The organism is Gracilibacillus pellucidus, from assembly GCF_033949965.1.
Taxonomy (GTDB): Bacteria; Bacillota; Bacilli; order Bacillales; family Amphibacillaceae; genus Gracilibacillus; species Gracilibacillus pellucidus.
Window position 1 is genome coordinate 159926 of the sequence record NZ_JAWZSR010000002.1, and the last position, 26661, is coordinate 186586.

Consider the following 26661-nt stretch of genomic DNA (forward strand, 5'->3'; position numbering starts at 1 on the left):
CTCACTCCTTATCTAATAAATCTTCTCGTAACGGGGTAAATACATCTAATAGCTTACTTTTCGTTAATGCGGTAACTCCGTGAACAGCATTGGGAGGGATTGTTAACGAGTCGCCTTCTTCAATGGTGATTTCCTCTCCATCAATATGAAAAGCTAGCTTCCCTGCTAAACAATACGTTAATTGCTCATGTGGATGACTATGCGCCGATCCTTCTGCTCCCTCTTCAAAAACAACTTCCATCATCATTAATTGCTGACCAGGTTCATGTATCTTTCGCCTTACTCCTGGCTCTGCTTGCTCCCATTCATTAACCGCCATTATGATTCTCCTTTCAACTTTGTAATCATTGGTAAAATGAGTTGAATTGCCATTGCTAGCATAATCACATAAGCAACAGTAATCGTATCAATTCCATCCGAAAACAACATAAACACAATAATTCCTAAACCTCGACCAACATTAATGATCGTTTCTCGTAAAACAACGGATTCCACCCGAAACTCTGAACCTAGTGGCAACCGGTCAATCCACTGAAAATAATAAGCTGCATAGGCATTTGCTTGTAATGGCTTAAACATATTTTGCGTCACCATAAACAAGATGACACTCCAAATCGCGATTTCCCATGTTAAAAAGATAGAAGAGACAAAGAAGCCAATTGCTGCAATCCATAAATATTTTTTCGTTTGGTCAACATCAGCAAAACGCGAAATAATATAGCTCGCTAGAATGGACACTGATAAAAACCCTGCGTTTAAGTAACCAACTACCCCTTCATCCTCGAAGATGCTATAAATGAGAATTGGCGGAATATACATCAAAATACCTTGTGGAAAACCGATAATAAACCAGCCGAATAATGCTTTGCGAAATGCCTTTTGTCGATCAATAATTTGACCTAAATATTTCATATAATAATTTCTATGGCGTAGTGTTTCCTTCTTGATCCTAAAACTACCGATTGTAGCAATGAAAAACATCATAAACGCAATGGAAAAGACAATTAAATAGCCTGATAATCCAGCAAATAAACCAATAATGAATCCAGAAAGTGCTGGTGCAATTAAATTACTTGCACCCATCACGATTTGATTCCAGCCTAAATAACGGTGACGATTTTGATCAGATGATACTTCATGCACAATCGTAAAATACGCGACCCAATAAAGTCCTTGCGCAATTCCACGTAGTAATGCAAATAAGTAAAAGTAATGAACAATTTCTTCTTGCACGATAACAATAAGTAAATAAAAGATGGCCGTCATCAATATCCCGTAGCGATAGATCGTTGTTCTACCTTTTTTCTTCGACATCTTCCCGATGAGAAAGGTTGCCACAGCTTGAGATAAAATGGCGACCAAATTATACATGCCATTTATCCATAAATCATTCGTCAATCGCCATAGATACAAATTAATAAAGATAATCGATAATGAGCCACCAAATTGAAAGATTGCTTGATTAATTAATATTTGGACAGCATGAGAAGACAGACGCTTTTCCTTATTTAGCTTTTTCATTGATTGAACCAAGCCTTACACTTCTTTCTGTTCGCTTATTTTCCTGTAATAATCGGTCCTGTTAAAGTAGTCGGTATGGAACCCTTCTGCTTTCCCCACAACTGATGTAGCTGCTCGCGAATCAATGTTGCTTGTGTCGTAGCGTTCATATCGCCTTCTATTAGTCCTGCACCGATCTCTACTGCTGCAGGCATATTTGGGTAAAAGTCTCCCTGTTTCACTTGTGCAACATTTGGCGCTTTTGGTGAATGTGCTAATTCTCTTGAAAAAGCACCATCTCGCCGTTTTAATCGTTCCATATTGTGGACCGATATTACTGAAATTTCTTTTAATTCCTTTTCTGTCATAGCTGGTTTCATATAACTAATCAAGTCAATTGGATTACGGATATAGCACATATCCATCGCCTCTTCAGTTCTTAGGCACGTAAGAATAGTTTGGTACATCTGCGCTTGATTCGGCATTGGAATACGGTGTCTCCGGTAGAATGTGTGCAATTTAAACGTGCCAGATATACGTACATACAAGGAACCTTCTCCCCATAACCCTGTATCTCTATCTTGCTTTTCTGCTAAATATTTCGCGAAAGCCTCGACGTACTGCGCTTTCTTTGCTTTCTCCATCTGTGAGAAATAGACAGTCGTTGATGCAAGTAAATCACAACCACGCCAGCTATTCGAAAGCTCAATGCTATCCCATTTTTCCTGATAAGCAGACAATGACTCCGTATAGCTTGGCGCTACTTGTTGTTCAACCGGTAAGGCAAATAAAGGCTTACTTCCTAATCGTTTTAAACTGTTTTGTGCATAGGCAAGTGCTCGATGTACCATTACTTCATCTTTTTTCATATTCGGATTTTCATCATAGAAATACCCGGTATGAACATCTTGCTTTTTTTGAAAAAAGCTAATTAATTTCGCTTTTGTTTCTTGTGGCAATTGATCTAGTAACTGATACCGAAGGAGAATATTAATCGCTTGAGCAGTCGACTCAATATCTGGCGCAAACTGCTTACCTTGAACAGAACTTCTCGCATAGTAAAATCCTCCGGTAATCGGATCAAATTGTTCCGACAGCCAAACAAACAAACTATCAAACAAGTGATCCAATCTACGACTAGTTTCATCAAGCCAATTCTGGTTCGTCATTGGACATACACCTCTTAGTGTGAATTAACCTTTTACCGATCCTAGTAATGCACCTTTAGCAAAATATTTTTGTAAAAATGGATACACTAGCAATACTGGAACTGTTGCTACTACAATCGTCGCCATCTTAACCGTTACTTCTGGTGGCGGAACATCGGAATATGCCTCGGCATCGTAATTCATCCCACTCGCTAATACAACGATTTGTCGTAACAATACTTGCACCGGCCATTTATCTGCATCTGCCAAATAAAGAATCGCATGCATATACGTATTCCAATATGTTACGGCATAGAATAGTGAAATAGTCGCAATCGCTGGAAGCGAGATCGGAATAACAATTCGGAATAAAATACTGAAATCATTCGCACCATCAATTTTCGCTGATTCTTCTAGTCCTTGAGGTAGGTTCATAAAGAAACTACGCAAGATAATCATATTAAATGCATTAATTGTCACAGGGATAATTAACGCCCATAATGAGTCTAGTAAACCTGTTTGTTGAACAACTAAGAATGTCGGGATCATCCCACCATTAAATAGCAATGTAAACACGATCAAAAAGTTAATAACACGTCTTCCAACTAAATCTCTTCTCGATAAACCATAGGCAGTTAAGACAGAGAACAACATACTCCACAACGTTCCTCCTACCGTTACGATGATGGATACACCTAACGCTCGGAAAATAGTATCAGTTGAGAAGATATATTTATAGGCTTGCAAAGAGAACTCTGTTGGGAATAGTAAAAACTTTGTTCTAGCAATCTCAGCACTTGTAGCGAAGGAACTACCGACAACATGAATAAACGGAAGAACCGTAATAATAGCTAAAAGTGCTAACAAAAAGTAATTAAAGAAATCAAATACTCTACTACCTGTAGAAATCCGTCGTTGAGCCATATTTTTTCACCTCACCTATTTCCAAATTAATAGATTCCTTCTTCATTAAATTTCTTCGCTAACCAGTTAGCAAAGACTACTAAAATGAGCCCTATGCCACCTTTAAAGAACCCAACCGCGGTACTGTAACTGAATTGTCCTTGCTGCAGACCAGCAACATATACATACGTATCAAATATCTCTGCAACATTACGGTTAGACGAGTTCAGTAATAAATAAACATGCTCAAACCCTAACTCTAAAACATCTCCAATTTTTAAAATTAAAAGAACGATAATAACGTTACGGATTGCCGGCAAGGTGATATGCCACATTTGACGGAAACGATTTGCCCCATCCATTCGTGCTGCTTCATATAGCTGTGGGTCTACTGCGGTAATAGCAGCCAAGAAGATAATCGTTCCCCATCCAGCTTCACGCCAAATTACTTGCAAAATATACATTGGTCTAAACCAATCTTCATTTAATAAGAAATTGACTTTTTGAAATCCTAAAGATTCTAGGATAGCGTTTACAATACCGCCATCTAATGTCAACATTACATAACTAATTGATACAATTACTACCCATGACATGAAGTGTGGTATATAGATTAAGGTTTGCACACCTCGTTTGAAAAAGCTGTGTCTTACTTCATTTAACATGAGTGAAATAATGATCGGTATTGGGAAGAAAATAAATAGTTGTAACGCGAACAAAATGAGTGTATTTTTGAAAATCATCCAAAACTCTGCACTGTTAAATAAACGTGCAAAGTGGTCAAAGCCAACCCATTGACTTCCCATTATCCCTAGGTATGGCTTATAATCCATAAATGAGATAATGAGTCCATACATCGGCAAATATTTATAAATTAGAAAATAAATTAAACCTGGTAAAATCATTAAATAAATCATTTTGTTCCGCTTGATCCGACGCCATGTTTCGGAACGTTTTATCTTCTTGACTTGCTTTTTTTCTTCTTCAGCCGTCAATGTCGAAGTCTCCATAAGCAGCATCCTTTCTTTTTAGATTCCATAAGGAAAAGTGGTGTGATAATACCGCTGTGATATCTTACTGACAGCGGCATTATGCAGCATATCTTCCCTTTTACTGATCAGATTTAGTCTTAAAACATTAAACGTGATACTTTTCTACAAACTTATTTACTAATTAGATGCGTTGTATTCTTCGATGATGTCTTCGCCGCCTTGTGATTTCCAGCTTTCAATTGCGTCTTCAAATCCTGCCTCATCTAATTGACCGATAATATAGTTATATGTTGCGTCAGTGATGATCTCTTGTAATCTAGCTCCATCGTTTACATATGTTTCTGAATAAAGTGATACACTAGGATCCTCAATTAAATGATTTTCGTTATCTTTCGTTAATTCTTCGGCTTTTTCTTTCACATCATAGTCAAATTGCGATTCATAACGTCCATTCGTTTCTGGCTCTCCAATTCCAATTGACATATAGGGTTTCACTTCACTATCTGTTAATGATTTATCATCAGACGGTAATGCTTTATCATCTACAACTTCATAATGTTCTCCTTCAATACCCCAGTAAGTTAAGTTGGCTACCTCTGGTGTCATCAATTGATCGAAGAAATCTAAAATATTTAAAAGCTCTTCTTCTGATTCAACGGAACTTTTCGGGAACATTACTAAACTTCCATAACCAGGGATCGACCAAACACCAAATTCTCCATCCGGACCTGCAATCTCATTTTGTACATCAAACAACACCTCTTCATTAATCTGGATCGCATCATTATTAATACTAACTACATCACCCATTGAACCTACATACATACCGGCTGTACCATTTTTAAAGAATTCTTGTTGATCTGTTTTACTTGTTACAGGGAAATCTTGATTAATATAACCGTTATCATACATTTCTTTAAAGAAATCCATTGTTTGTTTGTATTCATCAAACATAAACTCTGGCAATAATTCACCATCTTTTTCGCCCCAATTGTTCGGTGTACCAAACCAGGAAGCTACGGTTTTAAATGCTCCATAGATTAAGTCACTACGATCCGTTAAACCAAACGTATCATCTTCACCATTTTCATTAGGATCATCTTCTGTAAACGCCCGCGCCATTTCCATAAACTCATCTGTTGTGGTTGGTGCATCTAATCCTAAATTATCTGCCCAATCCTTACGGTATATTAACCCTTGACTTGATAATGGTCGCCCTTGATATAGCGTATATAGCTTGCCATCAACGTTTGTATTATCTAGTACGGTATCTTTTAGTTTAGAGAGGTTTTCAAACTGCTCTAAATATTGGCCAACCTCCCAAAACTGTCCGTCTTCGATTGCTTCACGAAATTGAATAAAGGAAGCTTGATTTTTCAAAAAAACTGCTTCAGGTAATGAGTTAGTCGCAAATGCTGTATTTAATCGATCTTCATAATTACTGTCTGGAACCCATTGAATATCTACCTCTTTACCTGTTATCTCATTTACTTTATCTAGTATTTTGTCGTTTGGAACTTCTGGTGTGTGCAAGTTTGCCATAATAGTGAAAGAATTACCTGCTTCTTCACCACTACTGCTACTATCACTTGATGCATTGTTATCACTACTACAAGCTGTAATGACCAATAAAACAACAATCCCTAACATAATTATTTGCCATTTTTTCCTCAAATCCATCACCTTCTATTTATCTGATTTTGTACAACAATGCTACCGTTGTTAAAGTAAGCGATTTCATAATTCCGATAATATTCATTGCTTATTAACTCCACATGCACTGTTGCCTTAATCAAATATTATATAAAAGGTTGTATAACGTAAATAATCATTATCTTAATAGTTGCTCAAAACCGCATAAATACTCGTTTTTTCTGTATCATCTAAGGTAAACAATCATCATAACATAATGATTATCTATGCTTTCATTTCCGGCTAGAACTCCTATTATCATCCTTTTTTCGACTAGGTGATAGAATGATTATTGTGCTGCATTAAATTCTTCCATGATTTTATTTCCACCTTGTGATCGCCAATTTTCTACAGCTTGATCAAATCCTTCATCATCCAATTGACCTAACATATAATTATACGTTGCATCGGTAATAATCTCTTGAAGTCTCGCTCCATCGTTTACATAAGTCTCTGAGTATAAAGAAAGTGTAGGATCTTCGATTAAATATTGGTCATTATCTTTCACTAACTCTTCTGCCTTTTCCTTTACATCATAATCAAAAAAACCTTCGAGACGTCCATTTGTTTCTGGTTCACCAATTTCTAATGATTGGTATGGTTTTACTTCTCTATCAAATAACGTTTGATCATCTGTCGTTTGAGCACTACCATCTTTCACTTCATAATGCTCCCCTTCTATTCCCCAATAAGCATAGTTGATCAATTCAGGTGTCATTAATTGATCGAAGAAACCTAATATTTTCAGTAGTTTCTCCTCTGTCTCAATCGCATTTTTCGGAAACATCACTAAACTTCCATAACCAGGTATTGCCCAAACACCAAACTCACCATCTGGACCTTCAACGTAATTTTGCACATCAAATGCAGCATCTGGATTAATCGCTACCGTATCATTGTAAAGTGTTCCAACGAATGATATATTCCCAACATACATTCCTGCTGTTCCATTTTTAACGAATTCTTGTTGATCTGTACTAGATGTTACCGGGAAATCTTGATTAATATAGCCTTTTTCATGCATTTCTCTAAAGAAATCCATCGTCTGTTTATATTCATCAAACATAAATTCTGGCAGTAATTCTCCATCTTTCTCACCCCAATTGTTCGGCGTACCAAACCAAGAGGAAACCGTTTTAAATGCACCATAAATCAAATCATTACGATCTGAAAGACCGAATGTATCATCCTCTCCACTACCATTCGGGTCATCCTCGGTGAATGCTCGAGCCATCTCCATAAACTCATCCGTTGTCGTTGGTGTATCTAAACCTAAGTTATCTGCCCAATCTTTACGAAATATGAATCCTTGTCGTGATAAAGGACGTCCTTGGTATAACGAATAAAGCTCGCCTTGAATCCGTGTATTATCTAAAATATTTTCTTTTAACTTTGATAAATGCTCAAATTGGTCTAAATATTGTCCTATTTCCCAAAACTGCCCATCTTCCATCGCATCACGATATTGAATAAATGTTGCTTGATTTTTCAAAAACACTGCTTCTGGTAGCGTATTTGTTGCGAATGCTGTATTCAACCTATCTTCATAATTATTATCAGGAACCCACTGGATATCAATTTCTGTATTCGTTGCTTCTTCTATCTTGTTGAGAATCTTATCACTCGGTACTTCGGGTGTATGAAGGTTCGCCATGATTGTAAATGAGAGTGGTTCTCCTTCGTCCACCGTTTGGTCACCACTTACTGTCTCTTCTTTTGTCTTTTCACCCTCACTTGACGTATTACTGCTACAACCAATTAACAAAGTGGCTAGCAACATTACACCGAAGATATTTTTCCATGAAAACAAGTGAATCACCTTCCTTATATGTGTACTGGCTTGTGAAAGATAGCCCCTTAAAAGGATATTTTAAGGGGCTATCTTTATCGTTATTGTGCTGCATTATATTCTTCGATTATTTTGTCTCCACCTTGCGATCTCCAGTTTTCAACTGCTTGATCAAACCCATCTTCATCTAACTGACCTAAAATATAGTTATATGTTGCATCGGTAATAATCTCTTGCAGCCTTACACCATCATTGACATATGTTTCTGAATATAATGGTACTGTAGGGTCTTCGATTAAGAAGTTCTCGTTATCCTTAAACAACTCTTCTGATTTCGCTTTTGCATCATAATCAAAGTGACCTTCATAACGTCCATTTGTTTCAGGTTCGCCAATTTCAAGTGTCTGATATGGTTTTACTTCACGATCAAATAATGATTGATCTTCTGTCGGAAGGGCACCACCTTCGACTACTTCATAGTGCTCACCTTCAATTCCCCAGTATGCATAGTTCATTACTTCAGGAGTCATTAACTGATCAAAGAAGCCTAATATTTTAAGTAACTGTTCCTCTGTTTCTACAGCACTTTTCGGAAACATTATCAAACTACCATAACCAGGTATTGCCCAAACACCAAATTCACCATCTGGACCTGCTACACGGTTATGCACGTCAAATTCTGCATCGGGATTAATGGCTATTGCATCATTATTTAAACTAACAACATCTCCCATTGAACCGACATATACGCCCGCTGAACCATTTTTGAAGAATTCTTGTTGATCTGTTTTACTTGTTACCGGAAAGTCTTGATTGATATATCCTTTTTCATGCATTTCTTTAAAAAAGTCCATTGTTTCTTTATATTCATCAAACATAAATTCTGGTAACAGTTCGCCATCTTTCTCTCCCCATTCGTTTGGCGTACCAAACCAGGAAGCAACTGTTTTAAATGCTCCGTAAATTAAATCACTACGATCTGTTAGACCAAACGTATCATCTTCACCACTTCCATTTGGGTCATCTTCCGTAAACGCTCTCACCATTTCCATGAATTCATCCGTTGTAGTTGGAGCGTCTAATCCAAGATTGTCTGCCCAGTCCTTACGATAGATAATACCTTGTCTAGCTAATGGACGTCCTTGATATAATGTGTATAAATTCCCATTTACTCTTGTGTTATCCAATACATTCTCTTTTAACTTAGATAAATTATCAAATTGATCTAAATACTGTCCAACTTCCCAGAATTGCTCATCTTCCAACGCATCACGAAATTGGATAAATGTCGCTTGGTTTTTCAAAAATACTGCCTCTGGTAACGAACTTGTTGCAAATGCTGTGTTTAATCGATCTTCATAATTATTATCTGGTACCCATTGAACTTCTATATCTGTGTTTGTTGCTTCTTCAATTTTTTCTAAAATCTTGTCGTTCGGTACTTCAGGTGTGTGTAAGTTTGCCATGATAGTAAATGAAAACGGATCGTCTGAATTAGTATCGCCATCATTCGTATCTGTTGTATCTTCCTCTGATGTATTGTCATCATCTGCATTATTTCCACTGTCTGTTGCAGAATCTCCACTACACGCTACTAACAAAGCGAGTAATAGCAGCAACATAATTCCTACCAATTTCTTTCCAATACTCAAATGAACCACCCTCCATAAATATGAATTTTTTTCACACAACAATTGCTCGCCGTGTACAATCTAATAGTATGAAACTACCATTCATTTGTATATAATCACTTTATTACAGGGATTGTAAACGCTTACTATATAAAAGAAAAATTATAAACATTTGGATTAAATAATCATTTTTTCTTGCAAAATGAAATAATATGAAATAATGATTATTCTCTTTAGTTCTAAGCTAGTCCATTCCTTGAAGCATGAAGGTTAGCGCCACCTAACATGATGATTATAATATGAAAACGCTTAAATTATTTGTTTACGAAACGTTTATTTAGAGGTATTCTAGATATAAGAACATTTAATTTACAGAATTAGGTGATGATTAATGATGGAAATTTCAGGACTATGGGGCGGTTTTTATCGGATCAGTGTGTGGGTGATGAGATTCGCATGGCTAAATATGCTGTGGATTGCTTTCACGCTACTCGGATTAATTTTCTTTGGAATCATGCCAGCAACAATTGCTATGTTTGCCGTTGTTCGAAAATGGGTATTAAAGGATTATGATATTGCTATCTTCGAACTCTTTTTCAAAGAATATAAACGGCATTTTATTCGTGCCAATCTTCTAGGAATAATCCTTTATGTTATCGGATACTTTTTATCAGTCTTTTTGAATTATACTGGGTTTATGCACGACTCTAGCTTTTATCCAGTCCTTCTCGGCATTTTTATTATAGCCGCTTTTCTGTATGTCATGCTGGTACTTTATATTGCGCCTGTGTTTGTTCACTATCAACTTCGATTTTGGCAGTACATTCGCTACGCCGTTTCTATCGGTGCGATTAATTTACATTATTCCATATGCACATTAGCTGTATTAGCTGGCATGTACTATGTCTCGTTCAGACTGCCGGGCATTACACTTTTTTTCTCTTTTAGTGTTAGCGCTTACTTAACGATGTTTATTGTTCATATTGGGTTTAGTCAGCTTCTGAAAAAACAACAAGAGTTAAGTAATGAAACGTCGATCCCTACTTCCTAGTACTCTACAAATTCAAAAATAATGATGAAGGAAGTATGCCTATGAAAAAATTGTCTACTCAACATTATTTTAAATTAATCGCTTTTTTAGTTATTTTAAGTACGGTACCTGTTATCATCACTGGAGGATTATCGTACTGGCAATCTGCCAAAGCAATTGTCGATTATTCTAATGAAGAAAAGAAACAAAATATCTTTCAAATCCAGACAAATGTCGAGCAAGTATTAAAATATATTGATTTATCGACGACCTATTTTGTCCGTTCCGCTCAAACAACAGAATTTTTAAAATCAGATATGAACGGAAGATCCTTTCATGACTTTAACAAATTACGAAAGGATCTAAACCATTTACAGACAATCGATACAGGTATAGAAGATGTTGTACTAGTTAGCTTTGATCACAAGTGGTTGGTGAATAATGATGGATTAGTACGGCTAGATGGGCAAACGTTCGAGCAGATTAATACTAACTATTTGCGTCTACCTAATCAATCTACGTGGTTACTGGAGGATGCTAGTCAACTAAAAATACCGAACGCTACCAAAAAATCATGTTCTCAGTATATTAATTTAGTAAAGAAATTACCGATGTTATCAACTAATCCAAACGGACTTATTTCTGTTGTTATTCCTACATGTGAGCTCAATCAAATTATGACTCAAACCGTTGATAATGAATCATTCATTTTATTAGATGAGAATCGTAACACCATTGCCCACAGTAATGCTGAGTATACTGGTGAAGATGGTTATATACCGAACAATTTATTTGAATTAATTGATCAAAATGAATCTACAGGACAATTTGAATATGAGATTAGTGGTGTTGATTTTAAAGTTTCGTATCAAACATCTGATTATAATGGCTGGACATATTTATCTTTAGTAAAACTTTCTGATCTACATATGAAATCCGTATCGATTGGGTGGCTTACTGCACTGATTGTTGCTATATTACTTATTATTTCTTTATGCTTTGCCTTCATCGGTAGTAGGATTTTATATAAGCCTGTTAAAAAACTACAGAAAGTAATTGGTCCATCTGCCACGGATAGAAATGCTAACGAGTTTGACCTAATTGAAACACATATTGAAAAACTACTTAATCAAAATAACCAATTAGAAAGACGGGTAGAAAGTCAAATCACACAGTTAAAGCATTTATTTATGATTCGCCTATTACAAGGAAAAGTTACAACAAACGAGCTCCCGTTAAAACTAAAATCATTTCATTATAAGAAAGATTGGACAGAACTAACTGTTTTTTCGTTAAAATTAGATGAGATCGATCAGAAAAAATTCGAGAAAAACGATCGTGATTTAATTTTATTTGCTATTAATAACCTAATTGAGGACCTCATTGCAGAGGATGAGCGTTTTACACCAGTTGTTATTAATGATACACAATCAACGATTATCATTTTAGACTCTGAAAATAAGGCAAACTATACCCATACTATTAATCAAAAAGTAAAAATAATCCAAAACAAAGTAATGGAACTATTCCACTTATCTGTTAGTATCGGTATTAGTAATCGATTCAGTGATTTACAAGAGGCAAATCGAGCCTTCAAAGAAAGTAAAGAAGCATTAAAGTATCGTTTGAAAATGGGCGAATCTTCTATCATTTTTTATGAAAACTTAAATAGGCGCTATTCAAGTGTTGCGCCATACCCTACAGCTATTAAGAATAAAATATTTGACGGTATTAAGTTAAGTGATAAAGATAAGGCATTATCAGAGCTCTCCAAATTCTTTGATTATATCGCTCGGCATGATATGAATCATCAACAACTAGAAATTATTTTATCAAGATTTTTATACGAGTTATATGAATTAAAAGAATTACTCGGAGCAACAGTAGAGGACTTTCAATCAACAGACATGATCACTTACTATCAAAACCTGAATTCGATTGAAGCAATTCATGATTGGGTTAGTAAACGAATTATTATCCCACTCATCGACAGTATTGATGCCAAAGATGACTCTAAAAACAAGAAAATATCTGATCGAATGATTCGAATCATTCACGAAGACTATGATAAGGATATTTCCCTTGATGTCATTGCTGCTGAATTACATTATAATCCTAACTATTTAAGTAGCATTTTCCAAAAAGAAACAGGTTATTCCTTTAGTGAATATTTACTTCGCTATCGCCTGAATAAAGCGAAAGAATGGTTAGTAACAACCAATATGTCTGTCAAAGAAATTGCCGAAAGATTACAATATAATAATTCACAAAATTTTATCCGCTCTTTTAGAAAAATGGAGGAAATTACGCCAGGTAAATATCGTGCACAGTATAAAAGTAAAGAAGCGTAAAAAACGAACAATAACGGATGGGGGAAATACCATTGTTATTGTTCGTTTTTTGCTCCAACTGATTATTAAAGTAGGGATTTACGGATGACACCGTAGTAAAATTACTGTTCCTAGATTTCCGCCTACCATTATCCATCCTACTACATAGACATTGCTTTTTTAGCCAAGACCATATCATGTTGAAGTAGCTGGTTTAAGTTATATGACGGATAATTACCAGTTTGATACATATAGTTATAAATTCGTTCATGACTTGCAACTGCCTTGTTCATTTGTTTCTTTAATACATTCCTTAATGCCGGGGTAGCAACTTCTGTAATGGCAATACCATAATTTCTTACGGCTGTCTTTGCGAAAGATAATAAATCCCCCGCAAAAAAACTGTCTGAAACACGATAATCACTGGATTGGCCAGGGTGTGGTGCATAAGGATAGAATTGCAAAAGCTCATTTAAATTCATTTCCAGTTCCTTGATTGTTTGCATATAAATATTTTGCAGTGCTGGATCGTCAATTTGTTGTAAGCCCATTTTTAATTTCATTAAACCTATGGCTTGAAATGCTACTAATTCGTGAATTTCCAATGTTTCATGCCAGGCAAGTGTTGGTTGATGAAAAATTTTATCCAATTAATATCTCTCCTTTTTGATATTCCCCTATAGTGTATGTTAGGAAAAAATATTGGGTACTTATCCCACCAAAACACTTGTTAAAGAAAAAATATATTCATTTTTATTAACATGGTAAATCTTTTTTCAAAATAACACTCTCACAAAATGTGGCTGTAGAGTCATTATTGTTTAAAATGAAATGGACACTTAGATAAAGACTGGTTATCATCCCGTAAAAAATACTGTTTCCACTCATAATTATTATTTTCTCCATATGTTTTTAACTCAGGATGAATAGGAACGGAATCGTACTTTTCTATTCTTCTTCTTACTTTTTCTATTATTTTTTCTGCATATTTAGATTCTTTAAATTGCTGAAACACCCATCTTGGGGTAATAGCTAACATATAGGTTGGAAAAGATCTGCTGTTTCGATTTTTATGTGATGGGGTTGCACAATACACAAAGTACCTTTCACCATGAAAACAAAATTCCCACATGTTATGATTCGGATCTGTTGGAATCTCGCTTGGCCATTCCGCATTGTCTTGATCAATTAATTCACTTAGTTGCTTCCAAAATAGTTGTTCATATTGCTCTATTCCGTGAGTTTTGTTCATTTCCTCTGATATATCATAAAAAATGATCAATGAAGTGTATTTTCCATATTCCCTTGACCGTTCCGAATAAATACGTAATAAATCAGCGAGTTCATGAATAGTGTCCTCTTCTGTCGGATCTCCAACAAAGCCATATCGTAACTGGTCTAACGAATAACCAATCATTGCAGGAACACAAGGAAATAGATGCTCTCTATCTGACATTTTTTCAGTAAATTGTCTAATCATCATTCTCTTCTGATAATCAAGTGATTTGTCTCTCGTTAAATCAGCTTTATTGTATAATTTTTTCATATTAATCACCTCACGCCTATCACATCTTATGCATCCAAGTAGTATTTGGGTAAATGTCTAAATAAAATAGGCACTAGCGGAGGTAATGATTATAAGATGGTTTATTGTGGCGGACTTTCTTCTATCAAATAACTTAATTACGAAAGAATTATCTGAATGGTACAATATCTTTATAATATCAGTGATGATCACTATGTGAGTGGTAACTGTGTGCATGGTTGTGTTCATGATTATGTTCAGGATCATCTATCTGTATGGTCGTGTTGTTGAATAAGGAGCTAGTCACCACAAATATTTCTGTCAAAGGAAATCGTGACTACAATATTATAACTTGCAAATTTCCATCCTATCCCTTAGAAGAATGGAAACACCTTTATTTTTTAAAACCCCTACTACTGCCTATTATTCATCTTTATCCTTATAAAATTTTAAAACCTTTATATTTAAATCACTGATTTCTGAGAAGTGCCATTCATATGCTGTTAGGATTCTATGAAATTCAAATAATATGTTATCCACTTCTTCTCCATCATCCTTATCTATAGATTCCCATCTTCTCAATATTTGATCCAACTAGGTAGCCCCTCCCCAAGAGAAAACCTTGAAAGGCATATAGCCAATCAAGGTTTTTACTGTAGGTTTTGCTATCAATCTTCATCATTTTTTAATTCTTTTAAAAGATCAGGGTCAATCCAAACATCTTCAACTTTGTAATCATCTAAATCACTTCATGATGGTGATATGGTTTCATAAGACTAAAAAATTCCTCACAACTTTTACAAGAGAATTAGTAGACAAAACATCCTCATTCATAAGTTCCGTATCATGGTCCCACAAACTTATTAACCCATTATCAATGTTTAAACAAACTATATTGCACCCCTCTTCAAGGGTTACACACTCTCCCCCACAATTATCCTTAATACATTCGGTTGATTATCAAAAGTTTTTGTCCCTGCACCATATCCGATTTTTTCAACTTTAAAATTTGGCATTGTGGAGAACTCTTTTGCTAACGTTTTAATAATCGCTGCTCCTGTAGGCGTTGTTAATTCCCCTTTTATTTTACTTTCTTTTAACGGAACGCCTTTCAATACCTCCAATGTCGCGGGTGCTGGAACAGGGTAAATACCATGATCTATATGAATGTGACCTGACCCAACTGGTACAGATGCAGAAATTATTTTATCTACCTTTAATGCATCAACTAAAATAGCAGTACCTACGATATCAATAATCGAATCTATTGCACCAACTTCATGAAAATGTACATTTTGTAGATCCATTCCGTGGATTTTCGCTTCTGCCTCTCCAATTTCACGAAACATCTCGAGTGACATACGCTTCACAGAATCATTCAATTCACTTTGCTCAATAAGTTGCACAATGTCTTTATAATGTCTGTGATGGTGACTATGGGAGTGATTATGACCATGATGATGGTGATTATGTGTATGGTCGTGTTGGTGACTATGTTCATGATGATTATGTGTATGGTCATGTTCTTGTTGATTGTTTTCATATATAACATCAAACTTGTTACTATTTATTCCGTTTTTTATGACTTTATGTAATTTCAATTCGTATTCTTCTGCTAAACCTAAAGCTTTTAACTCATTCTCAAACCATTCAAATGAAATACCTGTATCTAATAGTGCTGCAATCGTCATATCTCCACTGATTCCTGTAAAGCAGTCAAAATAAAGGGTTTTAGTCATGATATTTTCCTCCTGATTATTGTATTATTATCATTTTATCTAACCATATAGTTTTGCACAATAACAATCATTAACTACCATTCTAACCGCCACACTTACGAAGTCTAAAAGCGAGAGTCCGTGTTGATACACGTCGGCTACTCGATGAAATGCACTCACTCATACTTATTGATGGATAGTGGAAAACTTTTCGCTACGTCAGAATACTCCGCGTTCCACGGGCTTGTCTTCAACTAACTTTTCAACAAAAGCGGTTGAAAAGTGGATTTTCAGACTGCGCTTTTTCCGTAGGAGTCTCCGTATTCTGCCTTCGCTAGATTTACACGTCTGATGTTTGAGAGAAAACAACGAAGGTTCTATGTCCATAGAACACGATGGTCGCATGTGCTAAGGGTAGAGATATCCGTGCTACATATAAAAAGCAATCTCCTAACCGGGATGTGATTTTAACATGTTTCTACTTTCAAACATTAGATCGCATCACATAGCGTAGTGTTTTGTCGGAGCTTATGCCAGCACTCATCATCAATAGAATGGAAGAAAGACTAGCCCACAAAAGACTCTTGCTTTTAGACTACGAAAACACAGCTTGTGACTACAGATAAAATGAAGCTTGTAAAAAAGAAAATCGGCAAGTTGTTTCTCACCGATTTCCTTTTATAATTATTATTTAATTTTTACGCTTAAAACAGACTTAGACGGTAATGTTAATGATAGTTCACTACCACTCGTTTGGAAATCATTGAATGCTACTGGTTTCACTTTGTCCGGATTGTCAAATGTATTATGTGCATCTAATTCATCCGCTGTAATAACACGAGCTGACACATCTGTAAGGTCTTTTCCTCGTAAATCGATGGATAAATCCGCTGTTTTTGCTTTATCAAGGTTACATAATGTAATAGTAACGGATCCATCTGCTGCTTTTGAAGCAGAAGCAGAAACTTGTGGAATTTCCTTTTCGCCCACTTTGATTGTGTCACTTTCAATATTAAGATCTAAGCGATCCGCATCTTGATGTTCTTTGTACATTTCGAACACATGATATGTTGGCGTTAAGATCATTTTTTCTTTATCTGTTAAAATCATCGCTTGAATAACATTAATCGTTTGGGCGATATTCGCCATTTGCACACGCTCATTGTGGTTATTGAAAATGTTTAAGGAAACACCTGCAACAAGTGCATCACGAATCGTATTTTGTTGATATAAGAATCCTGGGTTTGTACCTGGTTCTACATCATACCACGCACCCCACTCATCGAAAATAATTCCGATACGTTTTTCAGGATCATATTTATCCATAATCGTACTATGTTTTTCAAGAAGCTCTTCTGTGTATACTGTTTTCTCCATTGTAATATCCCAAACATCTTCATCAAATCCAGTCGCAGGTCCCTTGTTCCAGAATCCACCTGGGTGAACGTAATAATGTAAGCTTAGTCCATCCATAAATGGAGCTGCCTCTCTCATTAATACTTCTGTCCAATTGTAGTCATCTACATTTGCACCACCAGCAATACGGAAAATTTTATTATCTCCATAATCTCTTACATATGTCTGGAAGCGTCGATACAAGTCCGCATAGTATTGTGGGCGCATGTTACCACCACAGCCCCAGTTCTCATTACCAACACCGAAATATTTTAGTTTCCATGGCTCTTCTTGCCCATTTTCCTTACGTAAGTTAGCCATTGGTGATTCACCATCGAACGTCATGTATTCAACCCATTCAGACATTTCTTGAACAGTTCCACTACCAACATTTCCATTAATATATGGCTCTGTATCTAACATGTCACATAACATATAAAATTCATGTGTACCGAAATGATTGTTCTCAATAACTCCACCCCAGTGTGTGTTTACCATACGTTTACGGTTTTCTCTTGGGCCAATTCCATCTTTCCAATGATATTCATCTGCAAAACAGCCACCAGGCCAGCGAAGAACTGGAATGTTTAACTGACGTAATGCTTCTACTACATCATTACGGATACCATTAGTGTTTGGGATATCAGAATCTTCTCCTACCCAGAAACCTTCATAAATACAGCGGCCTAAGTGCTCCGCAAAATGTCCATATATATTTTTATTGATTGTCCCTTTACCTACATCAGCATTTACAATTACTTTCTTTGTCATTTTGTCACCTCATTATAAATTTTGTATTTTTACTAATTTTGCAGCATGTGGTTCTAATTCATAGGTAAGCTTATTTGTTAAGATACCTACATCCTTCTGTTCCCAAAGATCACGAACCGCTACCTCATTACTATTCATATCTACATCTTCTAACATAACTTCTACTATCTGCTTCTCATCAGCAATATTAAATAATGCTACATAGACCGACCCATCCTCTGCGAAAGAACGCCACACTACTTGATCTTTCTTTCGGAAAACTTGTCGTGCACCATAACTATTTCGATGAACTTCGAGCACCTCTGCATTCGTTATAAGTGACAATGTCCAGTCATCATTATCACGTAATTCTCCCCCAAACATGAGCGGCGAGCGAAAAATTGTCCATAACGTCATCATCGTAATTTGTTCATCTTTGGTAAATCGCGTGTATCGGTCTGAAGCTCCACCATCAACAGAGCGTATTCCAATATGTCCAAGCGGTAACATATCAGCATCCGGCCAATAGCCTGGTCCGATATTTTTACTCCACTTATAACATCTTTCAAACATGTCATAGAGTAGTTTCCAAATATCCCAATAATCGTCTGTCATGCGCCACATATTTGCATGTTCTTCTAGTAAACTCGCTTGATCAAGTGAAGCTGGTCCAGGTGATAGACTAAGAACCATTGGCCTGCCGCATCGATCAATTGCTTTACGAATCATTTTTATTTCCTCTGCATGAATACCATACAATTTGGAATCTGCAATATCGTCCACCTTAACAAAATCAACGCCCCATTCAGCATACAATTGAAAAAGAGAATCATAATATTGTTGAGCACCATCTTTCGTATGGTCAACTCCATACATATCGGTATTCCATGGGCAAATGGAATTCGGCTTAGCGATGTCTCTTGCCCGCTTATTAGAACCTAGAATTTTCGTATTTTGATGGACAGCTTGCCTAGGTATCCCTCGCATAATATGTATACCAAACTTTAAATCTAGTTGATGAACATAGTCCGCTAAAGGTTTAAAGCCTTGTTTATCTTTTGCAGATGGGAAACGATTCTCAGCGGGTACTAAACGAGAATACTCATCCATCTCAAGTGGAACAAACGGGCGATAAGCAGATGACACGGCACCTGGCTCTGACCACTGAATATCGACAACAACATATTCCCAACCAAATGGTTTCAAATGCTCTGCCATATAGTCTGCATTACCCTTTACTTCATCTTCTCTTACAGTTGCTCCATAACAATCCCAGCTATTCCAACCCATCGGTGGTGTTACTGCATACTGATGATGCTTCACCTGAAACAACTCCCTTTTTTGGTAATCGCGGAAAAAGGGAAAAGCCAAAAAAGATGACTTTTCACCCTTTTCTAAGACTTGTTATGCTTTCTTTTGTAAACGAATCATATTCCAAGAGAATTTAGGGAAAATACCAGTTAATTTACCATCGTCTACAAATGATTCACCATTTGAATGTGGCTTAACATTCTCTTGTCCTGCAAGGTTAACCGCTTTTGCATCTTCATTTTCCAAGACAACATGCTCTACAACGTCATATCCCTCAAATGAACGAACATCAATATCCACTTCTAATGTTTGCTCTAAATGACGATTCGTTGCAAAGATTACCAGCTCTTCTTTTTCTTCATTGTAGACAACAGATGGATCTAAGTAAGGAACATCTGTAAAGTCTTTACTATCATATTTAGGCGAGCTTACTACTGGGTTTAACGCTACACCACGTCCATATACAGAAGTGTAATAGTACGGATAGAAAATGGTTTGTTTCCATGCAGCACCACCATTGTCTGTCATGATTGGTGCAATAACATTAACAAGCTGTGCCATACAAGCTACTTTTACTCGATCAGAGTGGCGTAACATCGTATTAAGCATGCTACCAACTAATAATGCATCCTCAAACGTATACACATCTTCTAATTGAGGTGGCGCAACGGACCATGGCTCAATCTCTTTATCTTGTTCATTAGAGTGGAACCATACATTCCATTCATCAAAGCTTAAGTACATTTTTTTCTTACTACGTTTTTTCGCTTTAATATAATCACATGTTGCAATAACTGTTTGAATAAAGTTTTCCATGTCCATTGATTTCGCTAAAAAGTTAGCCGTATCATTACTACGATTACCATAGTATTGGTGTAAAGAAATATAATCAGCAACTTCATATGTGTGCTCTAATGATTCTGCTTCCCAACTTGGGAAAGTCGGCATATTAGAATTTGAGCTACCACAGCTTACTAGTTCAATATCTGGGTCCACTAATTTCATCGCTTTAGCAGTTTCAAAAGCTAATCTACCATATTCATTAGCTGTTTTTTGTCCTACTTGCCACGGTCCATCCATTTCATTACCTAGGCACCATGTTTTAATTTTGTGAGGGTTTTCATACCCGTGTGACTTACGTAATTCACTCCAATATGTCCCCCCTGGATGATTACAGTATTCTAATAGATTTCTCGCTGCATCAATTCCTCTTGTACCAAGATTGACAGCCATCATTACATCTGTATTGGCAGCTTTTGCCCAATCCATAAATTCATTTGTACCGACTTGATTTGTTTCTAGTACTCTCCAAGCTAATTCCAATCGTGTCGGACGATCATCTTTTGGACCGACACCATCTTCCCAATTGTACGCAGATACCATATTTCCACCTGGGTAACGAACGATTGGTACTTGTAATTCTTTGACTAAATCAATAACATCTTGACGAAAACCATTTGCATCTGCTGTAGGATGATCTGGTTCATAAATCCCACCATAAACTGCTCTACCTAGGTGTTCAATAAATGATCCGTAAACTCTTGGATCAATCTCGGAAATCTTAAATTCCTTGTCTACAACCATTTTTGCTTTTACTGTTTCGTTAGACATTTTGATTATCCCCCCATTAATTATTTGACTCATAATTTATTTAAGTATGAGCTCGATTTGAACTGCTATTTCCTTTTCTTAAACGCCTACTATCTTATTCACCTTAGGATCCGCTAGTTTAATTGCTTTATTTTTCGCTGTATACATAATAAAAGCAAACATATAAATAAGGAACCCTACAATATCCATAGATATCAGCTGGATAACAGCCCAAATTCCAACCCATATCATTACCCCTTTTTGTATCTCGTTATCTCGTAATTTTGTTGCTACTAAAAAATTGATAATCGCACCTACTAAGGTAAATAAACCAAAGATAAAAATGACACTAGAGATATTATTAAGCATTTGAGAGCCAGCTAACGCTACATTGCCATCAACCTGTTCAAGTTGCTTGGCACCCTCTCGATTAAACCAAGAATTATAACTAAACATCGTTAACAATGCGATAATTAGATTCCATACAGAACCAGTAATTAACAGTTTCCTTTCTAGCCCTCGCTTCATATAATCTCCTCATTTCTATCTTAGTTTAACTCTTACCCTTTAATACCTGAGTTTAAATTGATTCCTTTAATAAAATGTTTTTGTGCAAAGAAGAATAATAACAATGTCGGGATAATTGCTAAAATAGCTGATCCCATTAACTGACCTATCATACGGTAGTTTCCGTATACATCTTGTAATAACAATAGTCCTGCCGTTACAGGCATTTTATTCACATCCGTATACACAATTACCGGCCACAAGAAATCATTCCACGATCCCGTAAAGGAAAATAACGCACAAACTATTAAAACTGGCTTGATGAGCGGCAAAATAATCTTAGAGAATATGGTGAAGTCACCAGCTCCATCCACCCTAGCAGATTCATCAAGATCCATTGGAATCCCCTTCATAAACTGACGAACTAAAAAGATATTCCCCATACCTGCTAGTCCTGGAATAATCATCGCCCACGGTGTATTTACCCAGCCAAGAATATCAATAATTTTATAAGAAGGGATCAAGTTTACAACATTCGGGAAAAAGGAAATCCCTAACAACGTGAAGAATAGTAAATCTCTCCCTTTAAATTTCATACGTGAATAACCGTATGCCGTTACCGAGATAACAACAACGACTAAAAGAGTATGAAGTGTTGCAATAAATACTGAATTCCACAACCATTGAAGAATCGGTGCTGTCGACGTATTTTCCAATATTGCTACATAATTTTCTACAATCCAGTTTACTGGTAATAGCCGAAATCCTTCACTTACTACTTCCGTCTGGGACCTAAAAGATGTCACAATCCCAAATATTACTGGTATCGTCCAAATAGCACTAACTATTACCAAAAATAAATATGCTAAATACTTGGATATCTTTAACTTCTTCAACATGGTACATCCCTACCTTTCTCTTCAAACTTCCATTCATCGTGATTATGTTGTAGCATTACGGTTCATGATGTAATACTGAATAGCTGAAATAATCAGGATTACTATACCTAGTAACACCGCCATCGCGGAAGCCATACCAGCAATCGATTCACCATGACTAAACGCTAGATCTCGTATATACATCATTAACACTGTCGTACTTTGACGTGGTCCACCTTCTGTCATCATCAAAGGTTGAGCAAACACATTAAATGCTCCAGCAGTTGTCATAACCATTGTATAGATTAATGGAAATTTGATAGCAGGTAACGTAACATTGAAAAACTTACGGATCGGTCCAGCTCCATCAATCTCCGCAGCTTCATAAAGATCTTTCGAAACACCATTAATACCTGCTCGGTAAATAATCATATTCCCGCCAATACCTGCCCATATCGTAATAATAATAATGATGAGCCAAGCATACGGTTGTGTTGTGGACCATACTACCTCTGATCCAAATAAGTTATTTACCACCCCAAGCTGCGCATTAAAAATTAACGACCAAATTAGTGCTGCAGCTGAGATAGATACTAATCCAGGAATATAGATTAATGTTTGAAATAGGCTAGTGAACTTCACTTCTTTATGCTCCATCGCCACCGCAATTAATAGCGGAATGACAATCATTAACGGAACACTTAATCCAACAAAAATAAACGTATTTTGCATTCCGTTAAAAAACTGGCTATAAAAAGTAGAATCACTGTTTGTTAATATTGTTTTATAATTATCAAGCCCTACCCACTCTGGATTACCGACTAAATTCCATTTTGTAAAAGAAGCATAAATACCATAAATTGATGGTATCAAGATAAATACTAGAAATAAGATAATATGTGGCCCAACAAAGAATAGAGGAGCAAATTTACTTTGTTCTTTCAATTAAATGACCTCCTTCATAAAAGAGACTAGGATAGTTCCCTCAAGTGAAAATCCATATTACTTGAGGGGATTATTTCCAAACCATCCTAACAATACTTATTCGTCTGATAATTCTTCTTCTAACTCATCTTCATCAAGCAATTCTGTATTTTCCATATCTAACGCGCCTTCATCCACTTTATCTTCGACGAATCTTTGCATATCAGCAAATCCTTCATCCATATCTATTTCACCGTGGATAAGGTCACCAACATAGGTATCAATAGCTTCTGCTACATATGGATAGTGCTCATACGTATAAATATAAAGCGATTCTTCTTCTGCTTGGTTAGAAGTGAAGAAAGATTGCATATAGTTTTCATATTCAGGACTTTCAATGACGTCCACACTGGCAACGATTTGACCAGCTTCCGCCCATTCAATAGAGTTTTCTCGAATAAATTCTAAAAAGTCCGCAATTCCTGCTTCTTTTTCATCCGTTCTTTCTTCTTTCGTTAACATTGCAAATAAGTGTGCAGATGAACGATTATGGAATATTGATGGTTCAAAGGAATAAATGTTTGTCACACCAAAATTCAAATCTTCTACCTGCGCATGTCCTGTAGAACTCCATGTACCATCAGTTGAAAACATAACATTTCCTGATTGGAACATTAAATAGCCGTCTTCACCATACGGTGTCATAATTCCTGCATCTGACAAATCTTTGATTGCTTGGAATGCTTCACGCATTTCCGGAGTATCTATAACAGGCTTACCGTCCTCTTGAATATCCCCGCCAAGGTTTTGGAGTTGTGCTAACACTACCCAACCAATTAATGCATCATTTAATACATAGTCGCCTTCCTCCAATTGACCTTGTAAGCTCAACATTTCATCGAATGTAACAACATCATCATCTAACCAATGCTCTACACCGTATTTTTTCATTAAATCTTCATTGTAGTACATCGCACTACCATGAATATCCAGTGGAATTGTATATTGGGTTCCATCCACTTCGCCAGCCGTCCAAGCTTGCGGAATGTAGTTATCAGCGTTTAAATTTGGTTGCGCTTCCATTATGTCTGTCATTGGTTCTAACAATCCTTGCTCTACAAAGCTTGCTATACGGTCCGCATGAATAATTGATAAATCTGGAATACCATTACCTGAGTTCAACACTGTGTACATCTTCGTATACATATCTGAGGTAATAACATGATTTACTTCTATTTCAGGCTCTGTAGCGTTATATTCCTCTACTAATTTGTCCATATAAGCACCGTCATCACCTGTTAAAGGTGTCCAAAATTGAATCTTGTTTTCGTCGTCCCCACTGCATGCTGCTAACAAAACCGTCAATAAAACTAACATAAACATTAGTCTCTTTCTCATTAACGACCCCTCCATTTATTTACTAATTGTTTAAGGTGTATCCTAGCTTAATCGTTTTAAAAACGCTTACATATTAAACCTCCCTATATATACATTTTTGTTACACACAAACTACATATGTTTAAGCTAAGCGGTTTATTACTATTCATACGAATAAATTTTATTAAAAAAATAAAATTTGTACGTATGAGATGTCTTGCCTTTAGTATAGCGAATGATATTCTTTTTTTCAATACTTTTTTGTTTATGTAATAAAATAAATTTCAACTTTTCCAACCTAAATATTAATAACTATTTTTATTGGCAGAAGAAAAAAAGGACGCCCAGTCTACCGCCCCTTTTCACTGTTTCCTACTTCTTCTTGGCTATAGAAACAATTCCTTTATCATTCTTACCGATAAATACTACCGTCTCTTGCCATCGTTCCCAGTCCCAACTTTTCATCGTTACACCACTAACATCTTCCTCTTGCACTTTCAATTGATAATGTTCTTTTGATAAAGCAGTCCAGTTTTCCTCTGGCAATGTGATAGTTATTGCAAGGTCTTGTTTATCATTATGTGGATCAACGGTAATCCACTCCCATTCTCCAACAAGTTGTGATTTATCTAACTCCATTAAAACTTCACCAGCAAATCGCTCAGGTGATACGAGTGGCCAACCATCATTTGTCCAGACAATTTTCCTTATATGTAAGTAGTGCCAATGCTTATCTTTTGGCGCTCGAATATGATGACAAATATAGTGTTCTTCCCCATCTGTCAGAACAGAATTATGCCCCGGTGCAACCCATCCGTCCGAGCCACTAAACCGGTAGCCTCCTAATATCTTCATGCCTATTTCATATTGTTCCGACTCTATATCCGTCATTTCTTTGCCATTGAAATCATAATAGGGTCCTTCAATCGTTTTAGATCTTGCAACTCGAATATTATAGTTCGAAAACAAGGAATCATAGGACACAAATAAGTAATATTGTTTAAAGGTAGGATGATAGACAATATATGGACCTTCAATCGCTCGATCTACACTCCGGTTTCTTTTAGCAATTAATGTCCCTAACCCTTCATGTACTAATTTTCCAGTCTGTTGATTCACCTCTGCAACATAGATCCCGCCAAAAAATGACCCATAGACCATCCATGGTGTTCCATGTTCATCAAACGTAATATTCGGATCTATCGCATTTGGTCCATCTGTACCTTCTTCCGATTTGATTACCACACCTTTGTCTACATATGGCCCTTCAATTTGCTTACTCGTTGCTACGCCGATAAAAGATTGTGTCTTACCAAATTGACTTGCCGCATAATACATATAATAAGTATCACCGTACTTAACAACCTCTGGTGCCCATAAGCCTTTTGCACCCGTCCATTTTTTCGCCTCTTCTGGTACACCATTTGGAAAAGCACGCCCTACCCATTGCCAATTCATTAAGTCGTTAGATTTACGAATTTGAATGCCAGCCTTAAATTCTCCCCCTACCTGGGCATCAGTCGAAAAAACATAGTACCAATCTCCATCCTTAATAATAGCAGGATCATGTACATTGTTAGTTGTCCACATCGTTTCATCATCCGCAATTTTTCTATTGTACAACGAATCTTTCGGTATATTCTTTTCCTCAAACATCAAAACGCACCTCTC

22 protein-coding genes are annotated in these 26661 nt (G+C 36.3%); 2 read left to right on the forward strand and 20 right to left on the reverse strand.

The window, feature by feature from the left end; genetic code table 11:
* Window position 1: 1 nt before the first annotated feature.
* The 8 genes from SH601_RS04155 to SH601_RS04190 form a co-directional block, all read right to left on the reverse strand.
* Entirely contained in the window at window positions 2–319 is a 318-nt protein-coding gene (locus tag SH601_RS04155; RefSeq protein ID WP_319956991.1) for a cupin domain-containing protein, read from the reverse strand.
* Window positions 319–1533: an MFS transporter gene (locus SH601_RS04160; protein ID WP_319956992.1), complete on the reverse strand. Its 1215-nt coding sequence runs from the start codon at window positions 1531–1533 to the stop codon at window positions 319–321. Before SH601_RS04160 ends, SH601_RS04155 begins: the two co-directional genes overlap by 1 nt.
* A 23-nt stretch (window positions 1534–1556) precedes the next feature.
* Window positions 1557–2669: a hypothetical protein gene (locus tag SH601_RS04165; protein ID WP_319956993.1), complete on the reverse strand. Its 1113-nt coding sequence runs from the start codon at window positions 2667–2669 to the stop codon at window positions 1557–1559.
* Between the two features lie 24 nt (window positions 2670–2693).
* Complete coding sequence (locus SH601_RS04170) at window positions 2694–3572, reverse strand: carbohydrate ABC transporter permease (protein ID WP_319956994.1); 879 nt, start codon at window positions 3570–3572, stop codon at window positions 2694–2696.
* A gap of 26 nt (window positions 3573–3598) precedes the next feature.
* Window positions 3599–4561 (reverse strand): ABC transporter permease, encoded by a 963-nt coding sequence (locus SH601_RS04175; protein ID WP_319956995.1) that lies wholly within the window; start codon window positions 4559–4561, stop codon window positions 3599–3601.
* A 159-nt stretch (window positions 4562–4720) separates the two neighbouring features.
* Window positions 4721–6223: an extracellular solute-binding protein gene (locus SH601_RS04180; RefSeq protein ID WP_319956996.1), complete on the reverse strand. Its 1503-nt coding sequence runs from the start codon at window positions 6221–6223 to the stop codon at window positions 4721–4723.
* 301 nt (window positions 6224–6524) lie between these two features.
* Window positions 6525–8015 carry an extracellular solute-binding protein gene (locus SH601_RS04185; RefSeq protein WP_319957315.1) on the reverse strand — a complete coding sequence of 497 codons (1491 nt, stop codon included), beginning with the start codon at window positions 8013–8015 and terminating at the stop codon, window positions 6525–6527.
* 110 nt (window positions 8016–8125) lie between these two features.
* Complete coding sequence (locus tag SH601_RS04190; RefSeq protein WP_319957316.1) at window positions 8126–9646, reverse strand: extracellular solute-binding protein; 1521 nt, start codon at window positions 9644–9646, stop codon at window positions 8126–8128.
* A gap of 400 nt (window positions 9647–10046) precedes the next feature.
* On the opposite strand from SH601_RS04190, the gene SH601_RS04195 reads away from it, so the two are divergent.
* Both SH601_RS04195 and SH601_RS04200 read left to right on the forward strand, forming a co-directional pair.
* Window positions 10047–10706 carry a YesL family protein gene (locus tag SH601_RS04195; RefSeq protein WP_319956997.1) on the forward strand — a complete coding sequence of 220 codons (660 nt, stop codon included), beginning with the start codon at window positions 10047–10049 and terminating at the stop codon, window positions 10704–10706.
* Window positions 10707–10747: 41 nt separating this feature from the next.
* Complete coding sequence (locus tag SH601_RS04200; RefSeq protein ID WP_319956998.1) at window positions 10748–13036, forward strand: AraC family transcriptional regulator; 2289 nt, start codon at window positions 10748–10750, stop codon at window positions 13034–13036.
* 140 nt (window positions 13037–13176) lie between these two features.
* On the opposite strand, the gene SH601_RS04205 is transcribed toward SH601_RS04200, so the two are convergent.
* From SH601_RS04205 to SH601_RS04260, 12 genes are all read right to left on the reverse strand, one after another.
* Window positions 13177–13656, reverse strand: a complete 480-nt coding sequence (locus SH601_RS04205; RefSeq protein WP_319957317.1) for a spore coat protein — start codon at window positions 13654–13656, stop codon at window positions 13177–13179.
* A gap of 173 nt (window positions 13657–13829) precedes the next feature.
* Window positions 13830–14561, reverse strand: a complete 732-nt coding sequence (locus SH601_RS04210) for a YqcI/YcgG family protein (protein ID WP_319956999.1) — start codon at window positions 14559–14561, stop codon at window positions 13830–13832.
* A gap of 402 nt (window positions 14562–14963) precedes the next feature.
* Window positions 14964–15134, reverse strand: a complete 171-nt coding sequence (locus SH601_RS04215; RefSeq protein WP_319957000.1) for a hypothetical protein — start codon at window positions 15132–15134, stop codon at window positions 14964–14966.
* Between the two features lie 320 nt (window positions 15135–15454).
* Window positions 15455–16279, reverse strand: coding sequence for a nickel pincer cofactor biosynthesis protein LarC (larC, locus tag SH601_RS04220; RefSeq protein ID WP_319957001.1), 825 nt, complete (start codon window positions 16277–16279; stop codon window positions 15455–15457).
* A gap of 666 nt (window positions 16280–16945) precedes the next feature.
* Window positions 16946–18424, reverse strand: a complete 1479-nt coding sequence (locus SH601_RS04225; RefSeq protein ID WP_319957002.1) for an alpha-N-arabinofuranosidase — start codon at window positions 18422–18424, stop codon at window positions 16946–16948.
* A gap of 12 nt (window positions 18425–18436) precedes the next feature.
* Entirely contained in the window at window positions 18437–19726 is a 1290-nt protein-coding gene (locus SH601_RS04230) for a glycoside hydrolase family 27 protein (protein ID WP_319957003.1), read from the reverse strand.
* Between the two features lie 81 nt (window positions 19727–19807).
* Window positions 19808–21325, reverse strand: coding sequence for an arabinosylfuranosidase ArfA (gene arfA / locus SH601_RS04235; RefSeq protein WP_319957004.1), 1518 nt, complete (start codon window positions 21323–21325; stop codon window positions 19808–19810).
* A gap of 78 nt (window positions 21326–21403) precedes the next feature.
* Entirely contained in the window at window positions 21404–21832 is a 429-nt protein-coding gene (locus SH601_RS04240) for a hypothetical protein (protein ID WP_319957005.1), read from the reverse strand.
* A 32-nt stretch (window positions 21833–21864) separates the two neighbouring features.
* Window positions 21865–22710, reverse strand: a complete 846-nt coding sequence (locus SH601_RS04245; protein ID WP_319957006.1) for a carbohydrate ABC transporter permease — start codon at window positions 22708–22710, stop codon at window positions 21865–21867.
* Between the two features lie 42 nt (window positions 22711–22752).
* Entirely contained in the window at window positions 22753–23634 is an 882-nt protein-coding gene (locus SH601_RS04250) for a carbohydrate ABC transporter permease (protein WP_319957007.1), read from the reverse strand.
* A 96-nt stretch (window positions 23635–23730) separates the two neighbouring features.
* Window positions 23731–25011 (reverse strand): extracellular solute-binding protein, encoded by a 1281-nt coding sequence (locus SH601_RS04255; protein WP_319957008.1) that lies wholly within the window; start codon window positions 25009–25011, stop codon window positions 23731–23733.
* A gap of 351 nt (window positions 25012–25362) precedes the next feature.
* Window positions 25363–26646, reverse strand: coding sequence for an arabinan endo-1,5-alpha-L-arabinosidase (locus SH601_RS04260; protein WP_319957009.1), 1284 nt, complete (start codon window positions 26644–26646; stop codon window positions 25363–25365).
* Between the last annotated feature and the right edge of the window lie 15 nt (window positions 26647–26661).

Excerpts from the sequence above, each read along its gene's own strand:
- SH601_RS04170 (WP_319956994.1), bottom strand. The coding sequence starts at position 3,572 with ATGGCTCAACGACGGATTTCTACAGGTAGTAGAGTATTTGATTTCTTT.
- SH601_RS04200 (WP_319956998.1), top strand. The coding sequence starts at position 10,748 with ATGAAAAAATTGTCTACTCAACATTATTTTAAATTAATCGCTTTTTTA.
- larC (WP_319957001.1), bottom strand. The coding sequence starts at position 16,279 with ATGACTAAAACCCTTTATTTTGACTGCTTTACAGGAATCAGTGGAGAT.
- SH601_RS04175 (WP_319956995.1), bottom strand. The coding sequence starts at position 4,561 with ATGGAGACTTCGACATTGACGGCTGAAGAAGAAAAAAAGCAAGTCAAG.
- arfA (WP_319957004.1), bottom strand. The coding sequence starts at position 21,325 with ATGTCTAACGAAACAGTAAAAGCAAAAATGGTTGTAGACAAGGAATTT.
- SH601_RS04185 (WP_319957315.1), bottom strand. The coding sequence starts at position 8,015 with ATGTTGCTAGCCACTTTGTTAATTGGTTGTAGCAGTAATACGTCAAGT.
- SH601_RS04245 (WP_319957006.1), bottom strand. The coding sequence starts at position 22,710 with ATGTTGAAGAAGTTAAAGATATCCAAGTATTTAGCATATTTATTTTTG.
- SH601_RS04180 (WP_319956996.1), bottom strand. The coding sequence starts at position 6,223 with ATGGATTTGAGGAAAAAATGGCAAATAATTATGTTAGGGATTGTTGTT.
- SH601_RS04165 (WP_319956993.1), bottom strand. The coding sequence starts at position 2,669 with ATGACGAACCAGAATTGGCTTGATGAAACTAGTCGTAGATTGGATCAC.
- SH601_RS04195 (WP_319956997.1), top strand. The coding sequence starts at position 10,047 with ATGATGGAAATTTCAGGACTATGGGGCGGTTTTTATCGGATCAGTGTG.
- SH601_RS04225 (WP_319957002.1), bottom strand. The coding sequence starts at position 18,424 with ATGACAAAGAAAGTAATTGTAAATGCTGATGTAGGTAAAGGGACAATC.
- SH601_RS04155 (WP_319956991.1), bottom strand. The coding sequence starts at position 319 with ATGGCGGTTAATGAATGGGAGCAAGCAGAGCCAGGAGTAAGGCGAAAG.
- SH601_RS04240 (WP_319957005.1), bottom strand. The coding sequence starts at position 21,832 with ATGAAGCGAGGGCTAGAAAGGAAACTGTTAATTACTGGTTCTGTATGG.
- SH601_RS04190 (WP_319957316.1), bottom strand. The coding sequence starts at position 9,646 with ATGTTGCTGCTATTACTCGCTTTGTTAGTAGCGTGTAGTGGAGATTCT.
- SH601_RS04255 (WP_319957008.1), bottom strand. The coding sequence starts at position 25,011 with ATGAGAAAGAGACTAATGTTTATGTTAGTTTTATTGACGGTTTTGTTA.
- SH601_RS04210 (WP_319956999.1), bottom strand. The coding sequence starts at position 14,561 with ATGAAAAAATTATACAATAAAGCTGATTTAACGAGAGACAAATCACTT.
- SH601_RS04260 (WP_319957009.1), bottom strand. The coding sequence starts at position 26,646 with ATGTTTGAGGAAAAGAATATACCGAAAGATTCGTTGTACAATAGAAAA.